The organism is Erythrobacter sp. F6033, from assembly GCF_023016005.1.
Classification (GTDB): Bacteria; Pseudomonadota; Alphaproteobacteria; order Sphingomonadales; family Sphingomonadaceae; genus Erythrobacter.
This window is the reverse complement of sequence record NZ_JALKAZ010000001.1, coordinates 1,478,195-1,494,572: the sequence shown is the minus strand read 5'-3', so window position 1 is coordinate 1,494,572 and position 16,378 is coordinate 1,478,195. Positions and strand designations below refer to the sequence as shown.

The window sequence follows — 16,378 nt, the reverse complement described above, 5'->3', positions numbered from 1 at the left end:
CCAGCGCAGTGCAAGCCATGCGAGGTTTACCGGGATGAAGATTGGCGCACAAATTGCGGAAGGGCTGAGGCCGATTGTCGATCTGGTCTATCCACCGCGCTGTCCGCTTTGCGGCGATGCAGTGGCGGATCAGGGCGGTTTGTGCGGCGAATGCTGGAGCGAACTGGAAGTGCCGGGCGAGCCTGCTTGTTTGACTTGCAACCGGCCTCTCAGTTCCGACGCCGCGAAAGCGGTTAGCCAGTGCTTTGTGTGCACAAATGATCCGCCGCTTCATTCGGGTGTGCACGCTGCGAGCATTTACAATGACGCGTCACGCCGCCTTATTTTGAACTACAAGCACGGGCGTAAGATCGCATTGGCTCCGCTTTTGGCGCGTTTGATCGCGGCGCGGGTGCTGGTTCATGGCGAAACGGTGCCGCTTCTGATTCCGGTGCCGCTGCACAGATGGCGGCTGTGGAGCCGGGGCTTCAATCAAGCGGCCTTGCTCGCGCAGGAATTGGCCAAGCTTGGCAAGGGCGATGCGATTGTCGATGCGCTTGAGCGGACCAAACGCACGCCAAGTCTGGGCGGGCTGGGGCAGAAAGAACGCGAAGCCGCTCTCAAGGGCGCGATCAGGCCGCGTAAGTCAAAGGTTAGTCAGCTGTCAGGCCGCGACGCTATATTGGTTGATGATGTGCTGACTAGCGGAGCGACTAGCAATGCCTGCGTCGATGCTCTGTTGAATGCTGGCGTGAGTTCGGTCCGCATCGCGTGTTTTGCGCGAGTGATGGATGGCACCAAAATTTGAGCCAGAAAACACAACGCCCGAGGCCATTACGACCCCGGGCGCCACGTGACGAAATGGTTTGGAGCCGCTCAAAAGAGCTCAGAAGCCGACCCCCTAACTTCGGCTTCAGGATCCTATCCTTATCGTTCAACTGAACCAATCCAACACCCCGCTGTTGGGCCTTGATCCAGCACCCCCTGAACTTTGGCATTTACATGCCGATGTTCGGTGGAGAGCGTCTTACCGCTCGTGAAGCGTTTCTCTCACTCGAAGAGCAATTGGAAAAGATGAAACCTATGCCACATTCCATTTTGGGACGGATATGTGGTTATCGTGCAACAAATGATCGTAAGTGATGACCCGTTCGCCGCTTCTGCTTAGAACGGGCATCAACCTGAGGAGTGAATTACCCGTGGATCAGCCGACCCTTTCATCTGAGCAACGCGAATCTGGTGCGCATTTTGCCCCGAAATTTGATGACCGCGGTCTTCTAACGGCTGTCGTGGTCGACGCCGACAGTGCTGAAGTCTTGGTTGTGGCATTCATGAATGCGGAAGCGCTTGCCCAAACGCGATCGACTGGGAAAGTGCATTTCTGGTCGAGATCGCGAGGGCAATTGTGGCTGAAGGGTGAGACTTCAGGAAACTTCCTTATGGTTGAGGAAATCAGGGTTGATTGCGATCAGGATGCACTGGTGATCCTCGCGAACCCTGCAGGGCCGACGTGTCACACAGGATCGCGTTCATGTTTTTACCGGAGGCTTGATTCGCAGGCGCCGGACGATGTCGCCCTTCAGTCCATCTCCCGTTAAGGGCAGGTCTTGACGTTCACGTAAAGGGAAGGTATAAAACTTCTCATGGCTACCGCACCTGCAAAAGAATCCGCCGAGAAATCCACTGGCACCGAGCAACGTCGCAATGGCGCGCATCTCGAACGACCTGATAAGTTGAGCCGTGAACAGTTTTCTATTTCTGACCTTACATCCGAGTTCAAATGCACTGCGCGCGCTCTTCGGTTCTACGAAGACGAGGGGCTGATCAGCCCGGCTCGTGTTGGTTTGACACGGGTATATTCTAAGCGTGACCGCGCGCGGCTTGCTTGGATCATGCGTGCCAAGAATGTCGGTTTCAGCCTCACTGAAATTCGTGAAATGATCGACCTCTACGATCTTGATGACGGACGCGTTGAACAGCGCCGCGTTACTGTCGAGCGATGCAAGGCGCATATCTCGAAGCTGAAAGAACAGCGCGCTGACATTGATTCGTCGATCAAGGAACTGACCGACTTTGTCGCCGAAATTGAGAAATTGTCGCTCGGCTGAATGCCAAGCCTTTCATCGTTAAAGTTACCGCACACAAAAGGGATTGAGTGATGCCAACCTATACCGCCCCTACTCGTGATACCCGTTTCGTAGTCAACGAAATGCTGGACTTGGCAAGCTATGGCAATCTGCCGGGCTTTGAAAACGCGACGCCCGATATGATCGATACGGTTGTGAACGAAGCGGGCAAATTCTGCTCCGAAGTTCTCGCGCCGATCAACCAGATTGGTGACGAGCAGGGCTGCACCCGTCACGAAGACGGCTCCGTCACGACGCCGGATGGCTTCAAAGAAGCGTATCAAGCCTATGTCGAAAGCGGTTGGGGCACTCTTGCCAAGGCGGAAGAGTTCGGTGGCCAAGGTCTGCCGCACGTTCTGGGCTTCGTCGTCGAAGAATTCACCGCGACTGCCAACCAAGCATTTGGCATGTATCCCGGCCTGACCAACGGTGCGTCTGCCGCGATCGAAGCTGCTGGTTCGCAGGAACAGAAAGAGACATATCTGCCGAAGATGATCTCGGGCGAGTGGTCTGGCACCATGAACCTGACGGAGCCACATTGCGGCACCGATCTAGGCATGATCCGGACCAAAGCTGAGCCGAACGGCGATGGTTCTTACAAGATCACTGGCACCAAGATTTTCATCTCGGCCGGTGAGCACGACCTTACCAGCAACATCATTCACCTCGTCCTTGCCAAGACGCCCGGTGCGCCTGACAGCTCGAAAGGCATCTCGCTTTTCATCGTGCCGAAATTCATCCTTGATGAAAACGGTGAGCCAGGTGAGCGCAATGGCGTTTCATGTGGCTCTATCGAGAAGAAAATGGGCATTCACGGCAACGCGACCTGTGTTCTCAACTATGATGAAGCCACCGGGTACATGGTTGGCGAAGAGAACAAAGGCCTCGCCGCGATGTTCGTCATGATGAACGCGGCGCGTTTGGGCGTTGGTTTGCAAGGCCTCGCGCAAGCTGAAGTGTCCTATCAAAACGGTGTAACATACGCGCTTGACCGCCGTCAGGGCCGGGCGCTTACGGGCCCCGCTGATACAGACGCTCAGGCAGATCCGATTTTCGTCCACCCTGACGTGCGCCGGATGTTGATGGACGCTAAAGTCTTCAACGAAAGCATGCGGGCACTGATACTTTGGGGGGCGTTGCAAGTCGACCTTACTCACAAGGCGCAGACCGAAGAAGAGCGGCAGCTTGCTGATGATCTTATCGGCCTTATGACGCCAGTGATCAAAGGCTATGGCACCGATAAAGGCTATGACATCGCCAACAACATGCAGCAGATCTATGGCGGCCATGGCTATGTCAAAGAATGGGGCATGGAACAGTTCGTCCGCGATAGCCGCATCGCCATGATCTACGAAGGCACCAACGGCGTTCAGGCGATGGATCTTTGTGGGCGTAAGCTTGCCAGCAAAGGTGGGCGCGCAATTCAGGCGTTCTTCAAAATGCTCGACGATGAAATCGCCGCAGCAAAAGAAAACGAGGCGCTGAAAGAAGTCGCCGGGAAGCTTGAAAAGGCTCTAGGTGAACAGAAAGCGGCGACCATGTGGTTCATGCAAAACGCCATGGCCAATCCGAACCATCTCGGAGCGGGCGCGCACCATTACATGCACATCATGGGCATCGTGACGCTCGGTTTCTTCTGGCTGAAAATGGCGAAGGTTGCTGCTGCGACTTTGGAAGCTGGAACCGAAGACAAGGCCTTCTACGAAGCAAAAATGACATCGGCTGCATATTACGCCGAGCGGTTCCTGCCGGATGCCGGCGCACTGCGCCGCAAGCTTGAAGCGGGCAGCGACAATATGATGGCGCTTACAGAAGACGCTTTCGCCACCGCCGCTTAATTGATTTCGATATCGTCACGCAAAAAGGCCCGGGTTTGCGCCCGGGCCTTTTTCGTATCGAAGCAATCATCATTGTTCGAGCGGATGTGAACTCACAAATTCGACGTAGTGTGTCCGCGTTTTCGAAGCGACCAGCATTTGGAATTGCGAAAACCGACCGGGAAGCATCTTGCAACCGTCGGGATCCACTTGCGGGCCGATTGGGCCGATCCGTACGGGCAGAACCTCGACGACCCGGTAACGGTTCACGCGGTCGACATCCTGCTTCCATGCTTGAAGCACAGCCAGGTCTTCGCGAACTTCCGATACGGAATGTATTTCATCAAATGTGCCAAAACCCCCAAGCTGATCGTCTTTCTGTCCCTTGGCCATTGCCATCTGGAACAGGGTGCCAACAGGCAAAAGAGAGATTGTGTCGTTCTCTTCAAACCAGTCGGGCCATGGGGACTGTCCTTTGACCAGCTTTTCATAAGCAGCTTTGCGATTGGCGAGGTTCTCCTCGTCACGCTCTTCTTTGGATGCGGCCTGACTGGTGTCGTACCGCCAACCATAAGCCTCATTCCATTCCTGACCTGGTTTGGATTCGATGCTTTGATAGTCGCAGGATTGTGCAAACGCAGGCGAACACTGCATGGCGACGGCAATGCCGACACTAACGATAGAAATTTTCTTAAATACTTTCACAATTACCCCCAATGAATTTGCGAAAATACATTGATGGTAATCGAATAGGGCAAAGTTATGGCGCTCTACTCACAATTATTTAGAAATGATCGTCCCGTTCAGATTTTGCGAATGCGGTTTCCCAGTCCGAAAGGTTGTCTTTTGCTTCCTGTACGAAGTGACTTCGCCGCACGTATCCCATAAGCGCGGCTGCAAGCCATGAGCCAGGAGGGGTAAGCGGCCTTTCCACCTGGCAAAGCAGCACGATCCGAGTTTCATCAGTTTCGTTTTGGACCTCGTGTTCGTAGGTATCATCGAACACCAACCATTTGCCGCTTTGCCAGCACAGATGCTGATCATCGACCCGCATCCAGCATTTCTTGCGCTCTTTGGGTACGACAAGTCCCAAATGAGCAGTGATCAACGCTTTCGTAACGCCGCGATGCGGCGTGATTTGGGAACCGGGGGCGAGGATTGAGAAGAAGGCGGAATTCAAGCCGGGAATCTGGCTGACAAGCTTTGCGGTTTGTGGCGCTCTTGCAATGTTCTCTTCTAGTCGATGCCCGTACCCAATCAGAAAGAAGCTGCGCCATGTATTGTCTTTCACAATACCGCGGTGATCTGGCGAGATTTCGCGCAGCGGAGGGATCGCTTCGATATGCTGATAGATTGCGAGTGCCTCATCCCGGATGGTTTTCCAATTGGCGGCTATACCAGCAGCCCAATCGAAAATCGCCGGATTGATCACAGGGTCATTTGAAACCTTCGAACTCTTAGCAATTTGATCGTTCACCCGGTGCCGCTGCCGCTTTAAAAAGCGATAATGCAGCGGCCGACCAGGATCTTTTGAGAGCAATCCAAAACCATTCGTCCAGCCCATATCCGCCCCTCTCGCGCCTTTGGATGCGCGGCAAGACAGCGGTGAACAGGTATGGCGAAACAGTAATGCGGGTGCATTTGTATCGCTTCACCAGTGGAATTTCACCGCCTGATGAGATGCGACCCAATCGTTAACCTATCTTAGCCAAACTTACTCGACTGGCAAGAATTCGGGTACCGACAGGTATCGTTCGCCAGTGTCGTAATTAAAGCCGAGAACGCGTGAGCCAGCAGGAAGATCTGGCAGCTTCTTAGCAATCGCGGCGAGTGTAGCGCCCGAAGAAATGCCGATCAGCATGCCTTCTTCCCGCGCAGCGCGTCGAGCCATTTCCTTGGCATCTGCTGGATCAACGGTGATCGCACCATCGATTGCATCGGTATGAAGATTGTCAGGTATAAAACCAGCACCGATGCCTTGGATCGGGTGAGGGCCGGGTGAACCGCCATTGATCACAGGAGACCCCTCTGGCTCAACCGCATAGGCCTTGAAATCGCTCCAGTGTTTCTTCAGCTCTTCAGCGCATCCGGTGAGATGTCCGCCTGTGCCTACGCCGGTAATCATCACATCGACAGGCGCATCAGCGAAATCAGCTAGAATCTCTTTCGCCGTCGTCCGCGTGTGCACGTTTACGTTCGCTGGATTTTCAAACTGGCTTGGCATCCAAGCGCCATCGTTCCCACTAACGATTTCAGTAGCGCGCTCGATCGCGCCCTTCATACCCTTTTCCTTCGGAGTCAGGTCGAAGGTGGCACCATAAGCAAGCATCAACCGGCGACGCTCGACAGACATGCTCTCCGGCATGACCAATACGAGTTTATAACCCTTAACTGCCGCGACCATTGCCAAGCCGATGCCTGTGTTGCCGCTGGTGGGTTCAACAATCGTGCCACCCGGTTTCAACTTACCTGTCGCTTCTGCGTCTTCGACCATAGCAAGCGCGATACGGTCCTTGATGGAGCCGCCGGGATTCGAACGCTCAGACTTGAGCCACACTTCGTGATCGGGAAACATCCGCGAAAGGCGGATATGCGGGGTGTTACCAATCGTTTCGAGAATGCTGTTGGCTTTCATGTCAGGCCTCCTGAGGGTTCTTTTCAATTTTGTTCTGATCGTCTTCTAGCAAATTGTCAGGCGGATCGAAGGTCTTTGTCGTCCGCAGTACAGGGAATACGCGGCTCCATAGGCCAACGGTTACAATTGCACCGATTCCGCCGACAACAACGGCCGCAACTGGTCCAATCAGAAAGGCGAGTGTGCCCGAGAAAAAGTCGCCGCCTTCGTTGGATGCGCTAATCGTCAGCAAACTAACCGATGACACTCGCCCACGTTTATCATCCGGTGTGTGAAGCTGAATCAATGATTGGCGGATATAAACACTAAACATATCCGCCGCTCCTACGATGAAGAGCATCGCGAGGCTGAGTGGCATCGACTTTGATATTCCAAAGACAATTGTCGCGACTCCAAAGAGAGCCACAGCCCAAAGCATTTTCGGACCGACATTTGTTGCGATTGGACGGAATGAGAAGAAGAGCGCTGTAATCGCTGCCCCGATGGCCGGTGCCATCGCCAATTGGCTGAGGCCGGTTTCGCCAACTTGCAGAATGTCGCGGGCATAGACCGGGAATAGCGCGGTTGCTCCGGCCAGGAACACGGCGAATAGGTCGAGCGTGATCGCGCCAAGCACCATCTTGTTCTGAACCACATAACGCGCGCCATCGACGATTGCTCCAATCGGGCGCTGGTCTTTCTTCACGGCAGGTTGGGGCACTTTGCCAATGAGGCTGAGAGCGACCATGGAGACAGCAAAAAGACCCGCTGCAACCGCATAGGGTAGGGCGGGACCAATTGAGTAGAGATACCCGCCAAGTGCAGGACCGCCAATCATACCCACTTGCCACGCGATCGAAGAGAGCGCGATTGCGGTTGGCAATATGGCTTTCGGGACCAGGTTCGGTGCGAGTGCAGACAGAGCAGGCCCAGCGAAGCCTCTCGCAATGCCGAGCACGATCGCCACGCCGAACAAGACCGGGATGGAAATCACTCCGTTCCACGTTGTCCAGGCCAGCACCGCAGCACAGATCAATTGGAGCAAAACTGTAAGGCGCCCCAAAGCGCGCCGATCAAATCGGTCTGCTGCTAAGCCCGAAAATGGTGTGAGAACGAAAAGCGGTAGGAATTGTAGTAGGCCGATGAGAGCCAATTGCCCTGAAGCCTCCGCGATACTCATCCCGCCATCGCGCGCGATGTTGTATGTCTGCCAACCAATGATGAGGAGCATGGCGTATTGCGCCAGCGTCATTGAAAAGCGGCTTATCCAGTAAGCGCGGAAATTAGGAACCCGGAACGGGTGAACTTGTGAGGAGGCGTCGGTGTCGGTCACAGCATCGCCATGACAGGCTGCGGGGATGCTGCCAACCCAGCTAAACTGTGCGACCGATTAGGGCAGCTATGCCTTAGCGGTTCCGGCGCAGGCGCGGATTCGGCTGCAACGTGTCGATAATATCGACGAAGTCATCCAGCCGGATGATACGTTCGAATTGGAAGCCGGCGCGGTTGTCGCGGGTCCAGATAACATAGGCTTCAATACGTCCGACGATAGGTAGGCGAATCATAACGCGATCGCCGCGACCTAGGTTCTCCGAATCATCGACCATAAAGCCATGCGCGGAAAGATTGCTGATATGAAGGTTCAGGTCGCCATGCCGAAAATGCTCGACAATAACCGGAAAATCCACCGGATGACGCGCCGCACGGCGCAGATCAGTAACGCTTAAATTTGCTCCGGCAGCCACAGGCGAAGACCCTCCAAAATCATTCCGTAGCGTCCCTAATGAGGGAGAAAGGCTGATAATTGGTAAAGCTGCGTAAGAGAAAGTTATGCGCGGGGTAGGGAACGTCAGACAGTGACGAGTGCGTGCTTCTTCTTACCAAGGCTTAATTTCAGGGTTTGGCCTGCCTTTGGCGCGACTACAAATGCTGGATCGCTGACCGCCTCATCCTCCAGCTTGACTGCACCTTCGGCAAGTTTGCGCTTTGCTTCTTTGTTTGATGCAGTGAAGCCGAGCTCAGTCAGCACCGCGCCCACCCGCATGCCATCCTCGCCGACTGCCAAGGTTGGAAGGTCTTCACCGGCGCCGCCGCCCGCGAAAGTCTCCTTGGCAGTAGATTCTGCAGCCACAGCCGCTGCTTCACCACGAACGAGCTTGGTCACTTCATTCGCTAGGACGATTTTCGCATCGTTAATGTCCGCACCCTCGAGCGTCTCTAGTTTCGCAATCTCATTAAGCGGCATGTCTGTGAAAAGACGTAAGAAACGTCCGACATCCCGGTCGTCGCAATTGCGCCAGTATTGCCAGAAGTCATATGCCGGGAGTTGGTCTTCATTGAGCCAAACAGCGCCAGCCGCTGTCTTGCCCATCTTCGCGCCGTCTGCAGTGGTGAGCAACGGGGTGGTGAGACCATAGAGCTCGCGCTGTTCCATCCGGCGGCCCAGCTCCATGCCGTTCACGATGTTGCCCCATTGATCCGAACCGCCCATCTGCAATTGGCAGTCATAACGGCGGGCAAGTTCAAGAAAGTCGTAAGCTTGCAGGATCATGTAGTTGAATTCGAGAAAGGTCAGCGGTTGCTCTCTGTCAAGGCGCAGGCGGACGGAATCGAAAGTGAGCATACGGTTGATCGTAAAATGCGGCCCTACATCTCGGAGCATTTCGACATAACTCAATTGGGATAGCCACTCGTCATTGTTGACCATCACGGCGTCGGTGGGCCCATCGCCAAAGGTGAGCAGTTTTTCAAAAACCGTTCGTATGGATGCGATGTTTTCGTCGATCACATCCGGGGTCAGCAATTTACGACTTTCGTCTTTGCCAGAGGGATCGCCAACTTTGGTGGTTCCTCCGCCCATCACGACGATCGGCTTGTGGCCCGCCTGTTGAAGACGGCGCAGCATCATGATTTGCACTAGGCTCCCGATGTGTAGGCTCGGAGCGGTCGCATCAAAACCGATATACCCTGGGATCACCTTCTTCTGCGCAAGCTGGTCCAAAGCGCCCGCGTCGGTGACTTGATGGATGTATCCGCGCTCTTCAAGAAGGCGCAGCAGATCGGATTCGTAATTCTCGTTCATAGTGTTTCGCGCTTAACAGCGGGGGCTGTACGGGGGAAGGGCTTGTCCGACAACTTTCGAAAGGCAATAGTGCGCCGATGCAACCGCTTATGCTCCACCAGACATGTGATCTGGGTCCGATCCGCTCCGTTACTGCGTCCCTTCAGCCCAATATGATGGGTTGCGAGGCGGAATTCCGGCTAGACGGATCCATCGCAGGCATCAAAGTGCCCGATTATTCCTCGTCCGGAAGAACGGACAATCTTTGGAAGTCGACTTGCTTCGAAATTTTTTGGCAGCCGATTGGCGGATCAAGCTATCGGGAATTCAATCTGTCACCCTCCAGCCAGTGGGCCTGTTATGACTTTGACGGATTTCGTGATGGTATGCGCGATGGCGACGTTACAGGCATGTCAGTCTCCTGTTCGAAGAGTGATCATGAGCTTGTATTGAAAGCTGGGATCATGTGCGATTTGGCTGTTCCGGCGCAGGTTGCCCTAAACGCGGTTGTCGAACACGCGGATGGCGGGCTGCAATACTGGGCGCTCGCATTTGCGCCTGGAAAGCCTGAATTTCACAGCGAAGCGTGCCGATCAATGATAGTCGATCGCTAGGACGTGTGCATTGCGCAGGCGAGCGCCATAGGACTTGCTCGATCACGACATTTCCGACGATCCGGTTTTCTTGTGTTTGCACTGGCTGAAACACCATTGCGTTTGTGACTACGCTGTTCCAATCCAACAACCATGAAATTTGGAATTGATCGCCTCCTAGCCGACCCTCAGCTGCTTTCCGAACTCGACGGTAAGCGCGTTGCTCTGGTTGCCCATCCTGCGAGTGTAACGGAAGGCCTGACGCATAGCCTCGACGCATTGATCGAAGCGGGCGTTAACATTTCCAGCGCGTTTGGACCTCAGCACGGACTGAAGGGAGATAAGCAGGACAATATGGTCGAAACGGCGGATGAAATGGATCCGCATTACGGCATTCCGATCTTCTCGCTTTACGGGGAGGTGCGCCGGCCTGCGGGGCAAATGATGTCGAGCGCGGATGTGTTCCTATTCGACCTGCAAGATCTCGGCTGCCGCATCTACACGTTCGTAACGACGCTGCTTTACCTACTTGAAGAGGCCGCAAAGCACGGAAAAGATGTCTGGGTGCTGGATCGCCCCAATCCTGCGGGCCGTCCCGTCGAAGGTACTTTGCTCGTGCCGGGTAATGAAAGCTTCGTGGGCGCGGCGCCGATGCCGATGCGGCACGGGCTAACCCTTGGTGAGATGGGGCATTGGTTCGTTTCGCATTTTGATCTTGATGTGAACTATCGTGTTGTGGCCATGGATGGCTGGAAACCGGATGATGAAGGCCATGGTTGGCCACTTTCGCGAGTGTGGATCAATCCTTCACCCAATGCCGCGAGTGTAAACATGGCGCGCGCATATGCCGGGACCGTTATGATCGAGGGCGCTACAGTGAGCGAGGGCAGGGGGACGACGCGCCCGCTTGAAGTGCTTTTTGGAGCGCCAGACATCGATGCAAAGGCGGTGCTTCAAGAGATGCAGAGTATCGCCCCGCATTGGATGGACGGGTGCATCTTGCGCGATTGCTGGTTTGAGCCGACCTTTCACAAGCACTCAGGAAAGCTGTGTAATGCATTGATGATCCACGCGGAAGGTCCGCATTATGATCACGACGCTTTCAAACCATGGCGACTGCAAGCGCTGGCTTTCAAAGCGATCCGGCGGCTTTATCCCGCCTATGAGCTGTGGCGTGGGACCGACTTCAAGTATGAATACACCAACGACGTCCTTGCGATTGATGTGATCAACGGCGGTCCGTCGCTGCGCGAATGGGTCGATGATCCGAACTCGGCGCCCGATGATCTCGAAACGCTTGCCTCACACGACGAAGCGGCATGGGTGCAGACAGTGCGGGAGCACCTGCTTTATTAATCGGTTTCGGCTTTATGGCGGAGCTGAGGAGTAGCAGGCTTATCGGGTAGCGGCCTTATACCTCCTGGAATGCTCTTCATGACCATCATGGAACAACCATTCTGCCTATGATCAACTGCATAGATCAAATGAGGCTTATCCGGCGATATCTTCTCCGGCTTGACCGACGGGAGTTCAACAGATTCTTGCGCCTGATCCTGAGCAGTTGAAAGAGAGTCCTGACAAACACGCTGATCTCGTGGCGAAATTTTTGTTACGCCCTCTTGCACAGTGTAGGCAGCATCCCCCTGCACAGCATCTTCAACTGAAACCCACGGCTTGGCAGGGTGCATAAAAGCGGGGTTGTCGAGCGGCAATGGCACAACAGGCTCTGCAGCCAGAGACTGAGTTGAAATTAGCGGTACGATGCCAAGGATTTTCCAAAAGTGCATTTCGACCTCCCAGTCAGATTGCTCACTATCACAAGCAGGAGAAAATCTCGATTCTGTATCAGTGCCCCTGCTTGCGGCTTAGCTCCCGCGTGGCATCTTCCAGACCTTCGAGCGTCAGTGGATACATCCGATCATTGACCAGCTCTTTCATCATCTTGGTCGATTGCGAATAACTCCATTGCTTTTCAGGCACGGGATTAAGCCAAACGGTTGCCGGATATGTGTTCGTGACACGCTGCATCCACACGGCACCAGCTTCTTCGTTCATATGTTCAACGCTGCCGCCGGGATGCGTGATTTCATAGGGGCTCATCGCAGCATCGCCGACAAAGATCACTTTGTAGTCATGGCCGTATTTGTGGAGCACATCCCAAACCTTGGTGCGCTCTTGCCATCGCCGCTTGTTGTCCTTCCAAACACCCTCATAAAGGCAGTTGTGAAAGTAGAAAAATTCGAGGTTTTTAAACTCAGCGTTTGCCGCGCTGAATAGCTCTTCGCAAAGCTTGATGAAGGGGTCCATTGATCCGCCGACATCCAGAAACAGCAACAGCTTCACCGCATTGTGTCGTTCAGGGCGCATGTGAATATCGAGCCAACCCTGCTTTGCTGTGCCATCAATCGTAGCGTCTAAGTCAAGCTCGTCCGCCGCACCTTCGCGTGCAAATCGGCGCAATCGGCGCAAAGCCATTTTGATATTGCGGGTGCCCAACTCCTTAGTGCTGTCGAGGTTCTTGAATTCCCGTTTTTCCCAAACTTTGATCGCCCGCTTGTGCTTGCTCTCGCCGCCTATGCGCACGCCTTCGGGATTGTAACCTGAGTTACCAAACGGCGATGTGCCGCCTGTTCCAATCCATTTGTTGCCGCCCTCATGCCGCTTTTCTTGTTCTTCGAGACGCTTCTTGAGCGTCTCCATGATATCGTCCCAATCGCCAAGCTTTTCGATCTCGGCCATTTCCTCTTCGGTGAGGAATTTCTCGGCAACGTTCTTCAGCCAATCCTCAGGAATATCGACCGGGTTCTGTGCATAATCGGACATAATACCTTTGAAAACTTTGTGAAAAACCTGATCAAACCGATCCAGCATCCCTTCGTCTTTCACAAAGGTCGCGCGGCTCAGGTAATAGAAAGCCTCGGGCGTCTGCTCGATCACGTCTTTTTCAAGCGCTTCGAGAAGCGTGAGGTGTTCTTTGAAACTTGCGCCAATGCCTGCTTCGCGCAGTTCATCCATAAAGTTGAAAAACATAACTTCGTGTAGCTGCGTAAATGGGCAGTTTCCAGCCCTTAACCGCATTCAGATAGGCTGAGTTAAACTTTCGCTAACCATCACCGCTTACTCACCATCAGCATAATCAATTCCCAAACAAAGCGGGCGCAAAATGAAGCCGATTACTATCGATACTGCGAGCGCATCTGCACTCGATAAAATTCCAGAAAGCTGCGGAGCCGTTACGGTGGGTTGCACCGACGTTGCTGGTGTTGTTGAAAAAGTTATCAAGTCATCCGAAACCTTGCGTGAAGAGCACGAGGCTCTTCGCGGGACGGTCGCGGCTCTTGAGGCCGATCAGGCTCTGGTGTCCGAGGCAAGCGACGAAGCCCGCCTGCTGTCTGAGCGTGCGATTGAGCGTCTTGGTGAAGGCACCGCATTGATCCAGTCGTCATTGGGGCAGATCAACGGTCTGCTCGAATTGGTCGATACTCTGGGCCAACATGTGACGAGCTTTTCCGCAGCGATGGAGCAGGTTCGCCGTAGCGCACAAGACATTGATGATATTGCTGAAACAACGAACATTCTTGCCCTTAATGCAACCATCGAGGCCATGCGTGCTGGCGATGCAGGCCGGACGTTCGCGGTTGTCGCAAGCGAGGTAAAGAGCCTTGCCAATGATACGCGCAAGGCGACCGAAGAGATTTCGCAGACTGTCGAAGCGCTGGGTGCGGAAGCAGGCGAAGTCATTGGCCGTATCGAGGCCGGTTCGGAGGCAAGCAGTCAAGCAAAGGCGTCAGTCTCTCGTATCGAGAGCACGATTTCGAGCGTCGGGGAACTGGTTGAAGAAGTTGACAAACAGAATGATGTCATCGCCCGCTCGACCGGAACCATCAGCAGCCATGTTGATGCCGTACAGGACGTATTGATAAGCTTCGATAAAGCTGCGCGAACCAACGAGGAGCAGCTCGAGGGCGCGCATGGCAAGATGGAAGAGCTGGAACTGACGGCAAGCGAAATGTTCGACAGGATCGTTCATGCCGGCCTCTCGCCGCAGGACAGCGCAATGGTTGATCGCGCACAGCAAATGTTGGCTGGAATTGTCGACCGCGCCGAAAATGCCATTGATGAAGGCAAGATTTCGGAAACAGCGTTCTTCGATCAGGATTACGTCGAAGTAGCAGGAACAAACCCGCAATTGTATCGGACAAATCTGTCGGAATGGGCGGACGAGAACTGGCAAGAGCTATTGGATGCGGCCCATGCAAGCGATCCCCAGGTGATTGCCGCTGCGTGCACCGACATGAACGGTTTCCTGCCGACACATCTTAGCGCCAAATCTCGTAAGCCCACGGGTGATGTTGCGCATGACACGGCATATTGTCGCAACGGCCGCATATTGCTCGAAGGTTGCGATGTCGCGGCTAAAAAGAGCAATGCGCCGTACATGATGGCGGTTTACCGTCAGGAAGGCGACGGAGAACGCTATATCGTCGTACGCAATGTTTACATTCCGCTCTTCATCAAAGGCCGCCGTTGGGGCGACTTTGAGATTGCCTACAGCTTTGACTGACTAATCAACTTTGCAGGGCGGCCTATTGCCATCGGGACAGATCGCCCTGTCAGAGATTGACCACAGGGCATCTGTACCGATCAGGCCGGCAAAAATGTCATTTCCGTCATAGGTGAACACGTCCAACGCGCCCGGGCCACCCGTTTGCAGATAGTTGTCTTTCTGACCGGGAAACGAAGCGCGCTGATGACAATTCTGGCAGTTTGTTTTGATCGGGTGAGCGGCCGCCAATTCGATGTATGGGTTGTAAGCGATAGGCCAAGTGTTACCGCCTTCGACTTCTGGCCAACCGTATGTCGATGCCATCAAATAGTTTTGCCATGGCCCGCTAGCGTTAGGAATGTCGGGGCGGTCTACTGCATATGGGCCATCATCAGGCCTGTCGCTCCACCAGATTGATTGAAACGTCCAGCTTGGTTGTTCTTTGGTTTGGATGTGCATCGCAACCAGAGCGAGCATGTCGCCCTGTTCGAACATTCTGCCAAAAGCATAATAGGCCGAGAAATCGAGCAGCGCATTGTCGCATTGGTCGATTTTGGCCAAGTCTGGCGTGAAATTGTAGAAATCGTCAACGCTCACAGGAGCCGCGACGTCATAAACGTTTGGACCAAGGGGTTTTGTTTCACCGCCCACTTTCTGGGTAACACCTGCCTGTTCGAGCATAGTAACTGTGACAGGCTCATCGGAATTGACCGATGTGGTCACAGCAACAGCGCGCGGCCATTGAGATTGAATTTCAAACCCGGAATATCGACCATAATCTTCTGAAAGATCATCCCAAACGGGCACCGCTGTGTAACCGGAGCCTTTGATGGGCCAGAGCATTGGTTTCAGCGCGATTGCCTCATTTGGGAACGGATCAATCTGCTTCGTCATATCGGACGCAGGGCGCATCCCCTGCAAAACCGATGCGTCGTAGATCTTGGTTTCGCGGATCCAGTCAAATGCAGATGCATTGTAAGTCACGCCCGCGATCAGGATATCGCCATTGTTCTGGAAAGTCGGACCATTGGCGAGGCTCGGCGGCTTCCCTGCGGCCGCAACCAAGCATTCCGAGCCTGCATATTTGTCCAGCACCGGCTGCGGAACAGCATATGTCGGTGCGTCATCAAAATTGATCGGTTCCTCGCCGCTGGTCAGTCCGTTGTCGAGCTTGAAAGCCCGCATCGGTGCCTCGCTTTGAGCAGCAAGCATTGCCTGCTTACCGGTGCCGGTATCGGTTGCGGGATCATCGCCTGTTACGGCAAAGGCTTGGGTTTCGGTGCACCAGCTGCGCCAGACCCAAGCATCGCCCGCTTCGGTTTGCAGGCCTGCGAACAGTTTCCAGCCATGCGCACGAGCGGCTTGTTCGTCGCGGTTAGCCACCCATTCGGCGATCTCTGTTTCGGATACGGGATATCCAAAACCGGCGGGCATCGGGGCGGGGGAGGTGCAGAATGCAATATCACCAGACGTCTCGCTGTCTGCGTCCGTTTCCGCGCTACACGCCGCCAGCAAACTGGCGCTGCCCAGCAAAGTAACGATCAGCCCGCGCTTTGAATTGTATTGTGCAAATAGTTCCATAGCCCCACTCCCTACCCACGAAGTAGACTATACAATACAAATTGACCGGAAAAAGCAACGC

General features: G+C 54.3%; 16 protein-coding genes. 7 read left to right on the top strand and 9 right to left on the bottom strand.

Features of this window, described 5'->3' with window-relative positions:
• The first annotated feature begins 34 nt into the window (after positions 1-34).
• The 4 genes from MWU39_RS07040 to MWU39_RS07025 all read left to right on the top strand — a co-directional run bounded on the left by MWU39_RS07040 (position 35) and on the right by MWU39_RS07025 (position 3,943).
• Entirely contained in the window at positions 35-787 is a 753-nt protein-coding gene (locus MWU39_RS07040; RefSeq protein ID WP_247159302.1) for a ComF family protein, read from the top strand.
• Between the two features lie 391 nt (positions 788-1,178).
• Complete coding sequence (gene hisI / locus MWU39_RS07035; protein WP_247159301.1) at positions 1,179-1,577, top strand: phosphoribosyl-AMP cyclohydrolase; 399 nt, start codon at positions 1,179-1,181, stop codon at positions 1,575-1,577.
• A gap of 45 nt (positions 1,578-1,622) precedes the next feature.
• Positions 1,623-2,087 (top strand): MerR family DNA-binding transcriptional regulator, encoded by a 465-nt coding sequence (locus MWU39_RS07030; RefSeq protein ID WP_247159300.1) that lies wholly within the window; start codon positions 1,623-1,625, stop codon positions 2,085-2,087.
• A gap of 50 nt (positions 2,088-2,137) precedes the next feature.
• Positions 2,138-3,943, top strand: coding sequence for an acyl-CoA dehydrogenase C-terminal domain-containing protein (locus tag MWU39_RS07025; RefSeq protein ID WP_247159299.1), 1,806 nt, complete (start codon positions 2,138-2,140; stop codon positions 3,941-3,943).
• A gap of 69 nt (positions 3,944-4,012) precedes the next feature.
• Here the strand turns inward: MWU39_RS07025 and MWU39_RS07020 are convergent, their stop codons facing one another.
• From MWU39_RS07020 to tyrS, 6 genes are all read right to left on the bottom strand, one after another.
• Positions 4,013-4,627, bottom strand: a complete 615-nt coding sequence (locus MWU39_RS07020) for a hypothetical protein (RefSeq protein ID WP_247159298.1) — start codon at positions 4,625-4,627, stop codon at positions 4,013-4,015.
• 79 nt (positions 4,628-4,706) lie between these two features.
• A complete protein-coding gene (locus MWU39_RS07015) occupies positions 4,707-5,399 on the bottom strand; it encodes an aspartyl/asparaginyl beta-hydroxylase domain-containing protein (protein ID WP_247159297.1) in 693 nt (230 codons plus the stop codon).
• 237 nt (positions 5,400-5,636) lie between these two features.
• Entirely contained in the window at positions 5,637-6,557 is a 921-nt protein-coding gene (gene cysK, locus MWU39_RS07010; protein WP_247159296.1) for a cysteine synthase A, read from the bottom strand.
• A 1-nt stretch (position 6,558) separates the two neighbouring features.
• Positions 6,559-7,869: an MFS transporter gene (locus MWU39_RS07005; RefSeq protein WP_348646377.1), complete on the bottom strand. Its 1,311-nt coding sequence runs from the start codon at positions 7,867-7,869 to the stop codon at positions 6,559-6,561.
• A gap of 73 nt (positions 7,870-7,942) precedes the next feature.
• Positions 7,943-8,281, bottom strand: coding sequence for a PilZ domain-containing protein (locus MWU39_RS07000; RefSeq protein ID WP_247159295.1), 339 nt, complete (start codon positions 8,279-8,281; stop codon positions 7,943-7,945).
• 104 nt (positions 8,282-8,385) lie between these two features.
• The gene (gene tyrS / locus MWU39_RS06995) at positions 8,386-9,618 is read right to left on the bottom strand and encodes a tyrosine--tRNA ligase (protein ID WP_247159294.1); all 1,233 of its coding nucleotides are present in this window, start codon (positions 9,616-9,618) and stop codon (positions 8,386-8,388) included.
• Positions 9,619-9,707: 89 nt separating this feature from the next.
• Between tyrS and MWU39_RS06990 the strand changes: the two genes are divergently transcribed.
• Both MWU39_RS06990 and MWU39_RS06985 read left to right on the top strand, forming a co-directional pair.
• Positions 9,708-10,211, top strand: a complete 504-nt coding sequence (locus MWU39_RS06990) for a hypothetical protein (RefSeq protein ID WP_247159293.1) — start codon at positions 9,708-9,710, stop codon at positions 10,209-10,211.
• Positions 10,212-10,343: 132 nt separating this feature from the next.
• Complete coding sequence (locus MWU39_RS06985) at positions 10,344-11,546, top strand: DUF1343 domain-containing protein (RefSeq protein ID WP_247159292.1); 1,203 nt, start codon at positions 10,344-10,346, stop codon at positions 11,544-11,546.
• On the opposite strand, the gene MWU39_RS06980 is transcribed toward MWU39_RS06985, so the two are convergent.
• Together MWU39_RS06980 and MWU39_RS06975 are read right to left on the bottom strand one after the other, a co-directional pair.
• Positions 11,543-11,977 carry a hypothetical protein gene (locus MWU39_RS06980; protein ID WP_247159291.1) on the bottom strand — a complete coding sequence of 145 codons (435 nt, stop codon included), beginning with the start codon at positions 11,975-11,977 and terminating at the stop codon, positions 11,543-11,545. The genes MWU39_RS06985 and MWU39_RS06980 overlap by 4 nt on opposite strands.
• 58 nt (positions 11,978-12,035) lie before the next feature.
• On the bottom strand, positions 12,036-13,220 hold the full coding sequence (locus tag MWU39_RS06975) for a VWA domain-containing protein (protein WP_247159290.1): 1,185 nt from the start codon (positions 13,218-13,220) through the stop codon (positions 12,036-12,038).
• Between the two features lie 133 nt (positions 13,221-13,353).
• Here MWU39_RS06975 and MWU39_RS06970 point away from each other — a divergent pair, with 133 nt between their 5' ends.
• On the top strand, positions 13,354-14,754 hold the full coding sequence (locus MWU39_RS06970; RefSeq protein WP_247159289.1) for a methyl-accepting chemotaxis protein: 1,401 nt from the start codon (positions 13,354-13,356) through the stop codon (positions 14,752-14,754).
• On the opposite strand, the gene MWU39_RS06965 is transcribed toward MWU39_RS06970, so the two are convergent.
• On the bottom strand, positions 14,755-16,317 hold the full coding sequence (locus MWU39_RS06965) for a hypothetical protein (RefSeq protein WP_247159288.1): 1,563 nt from the start codon (positions 16,315-16,317) through the stop codon (positions 14,755-14,757). It abuts the gene before it with no gap.
• Positions 16,318-16,378 lie beyond the last annotated feature (61 nt).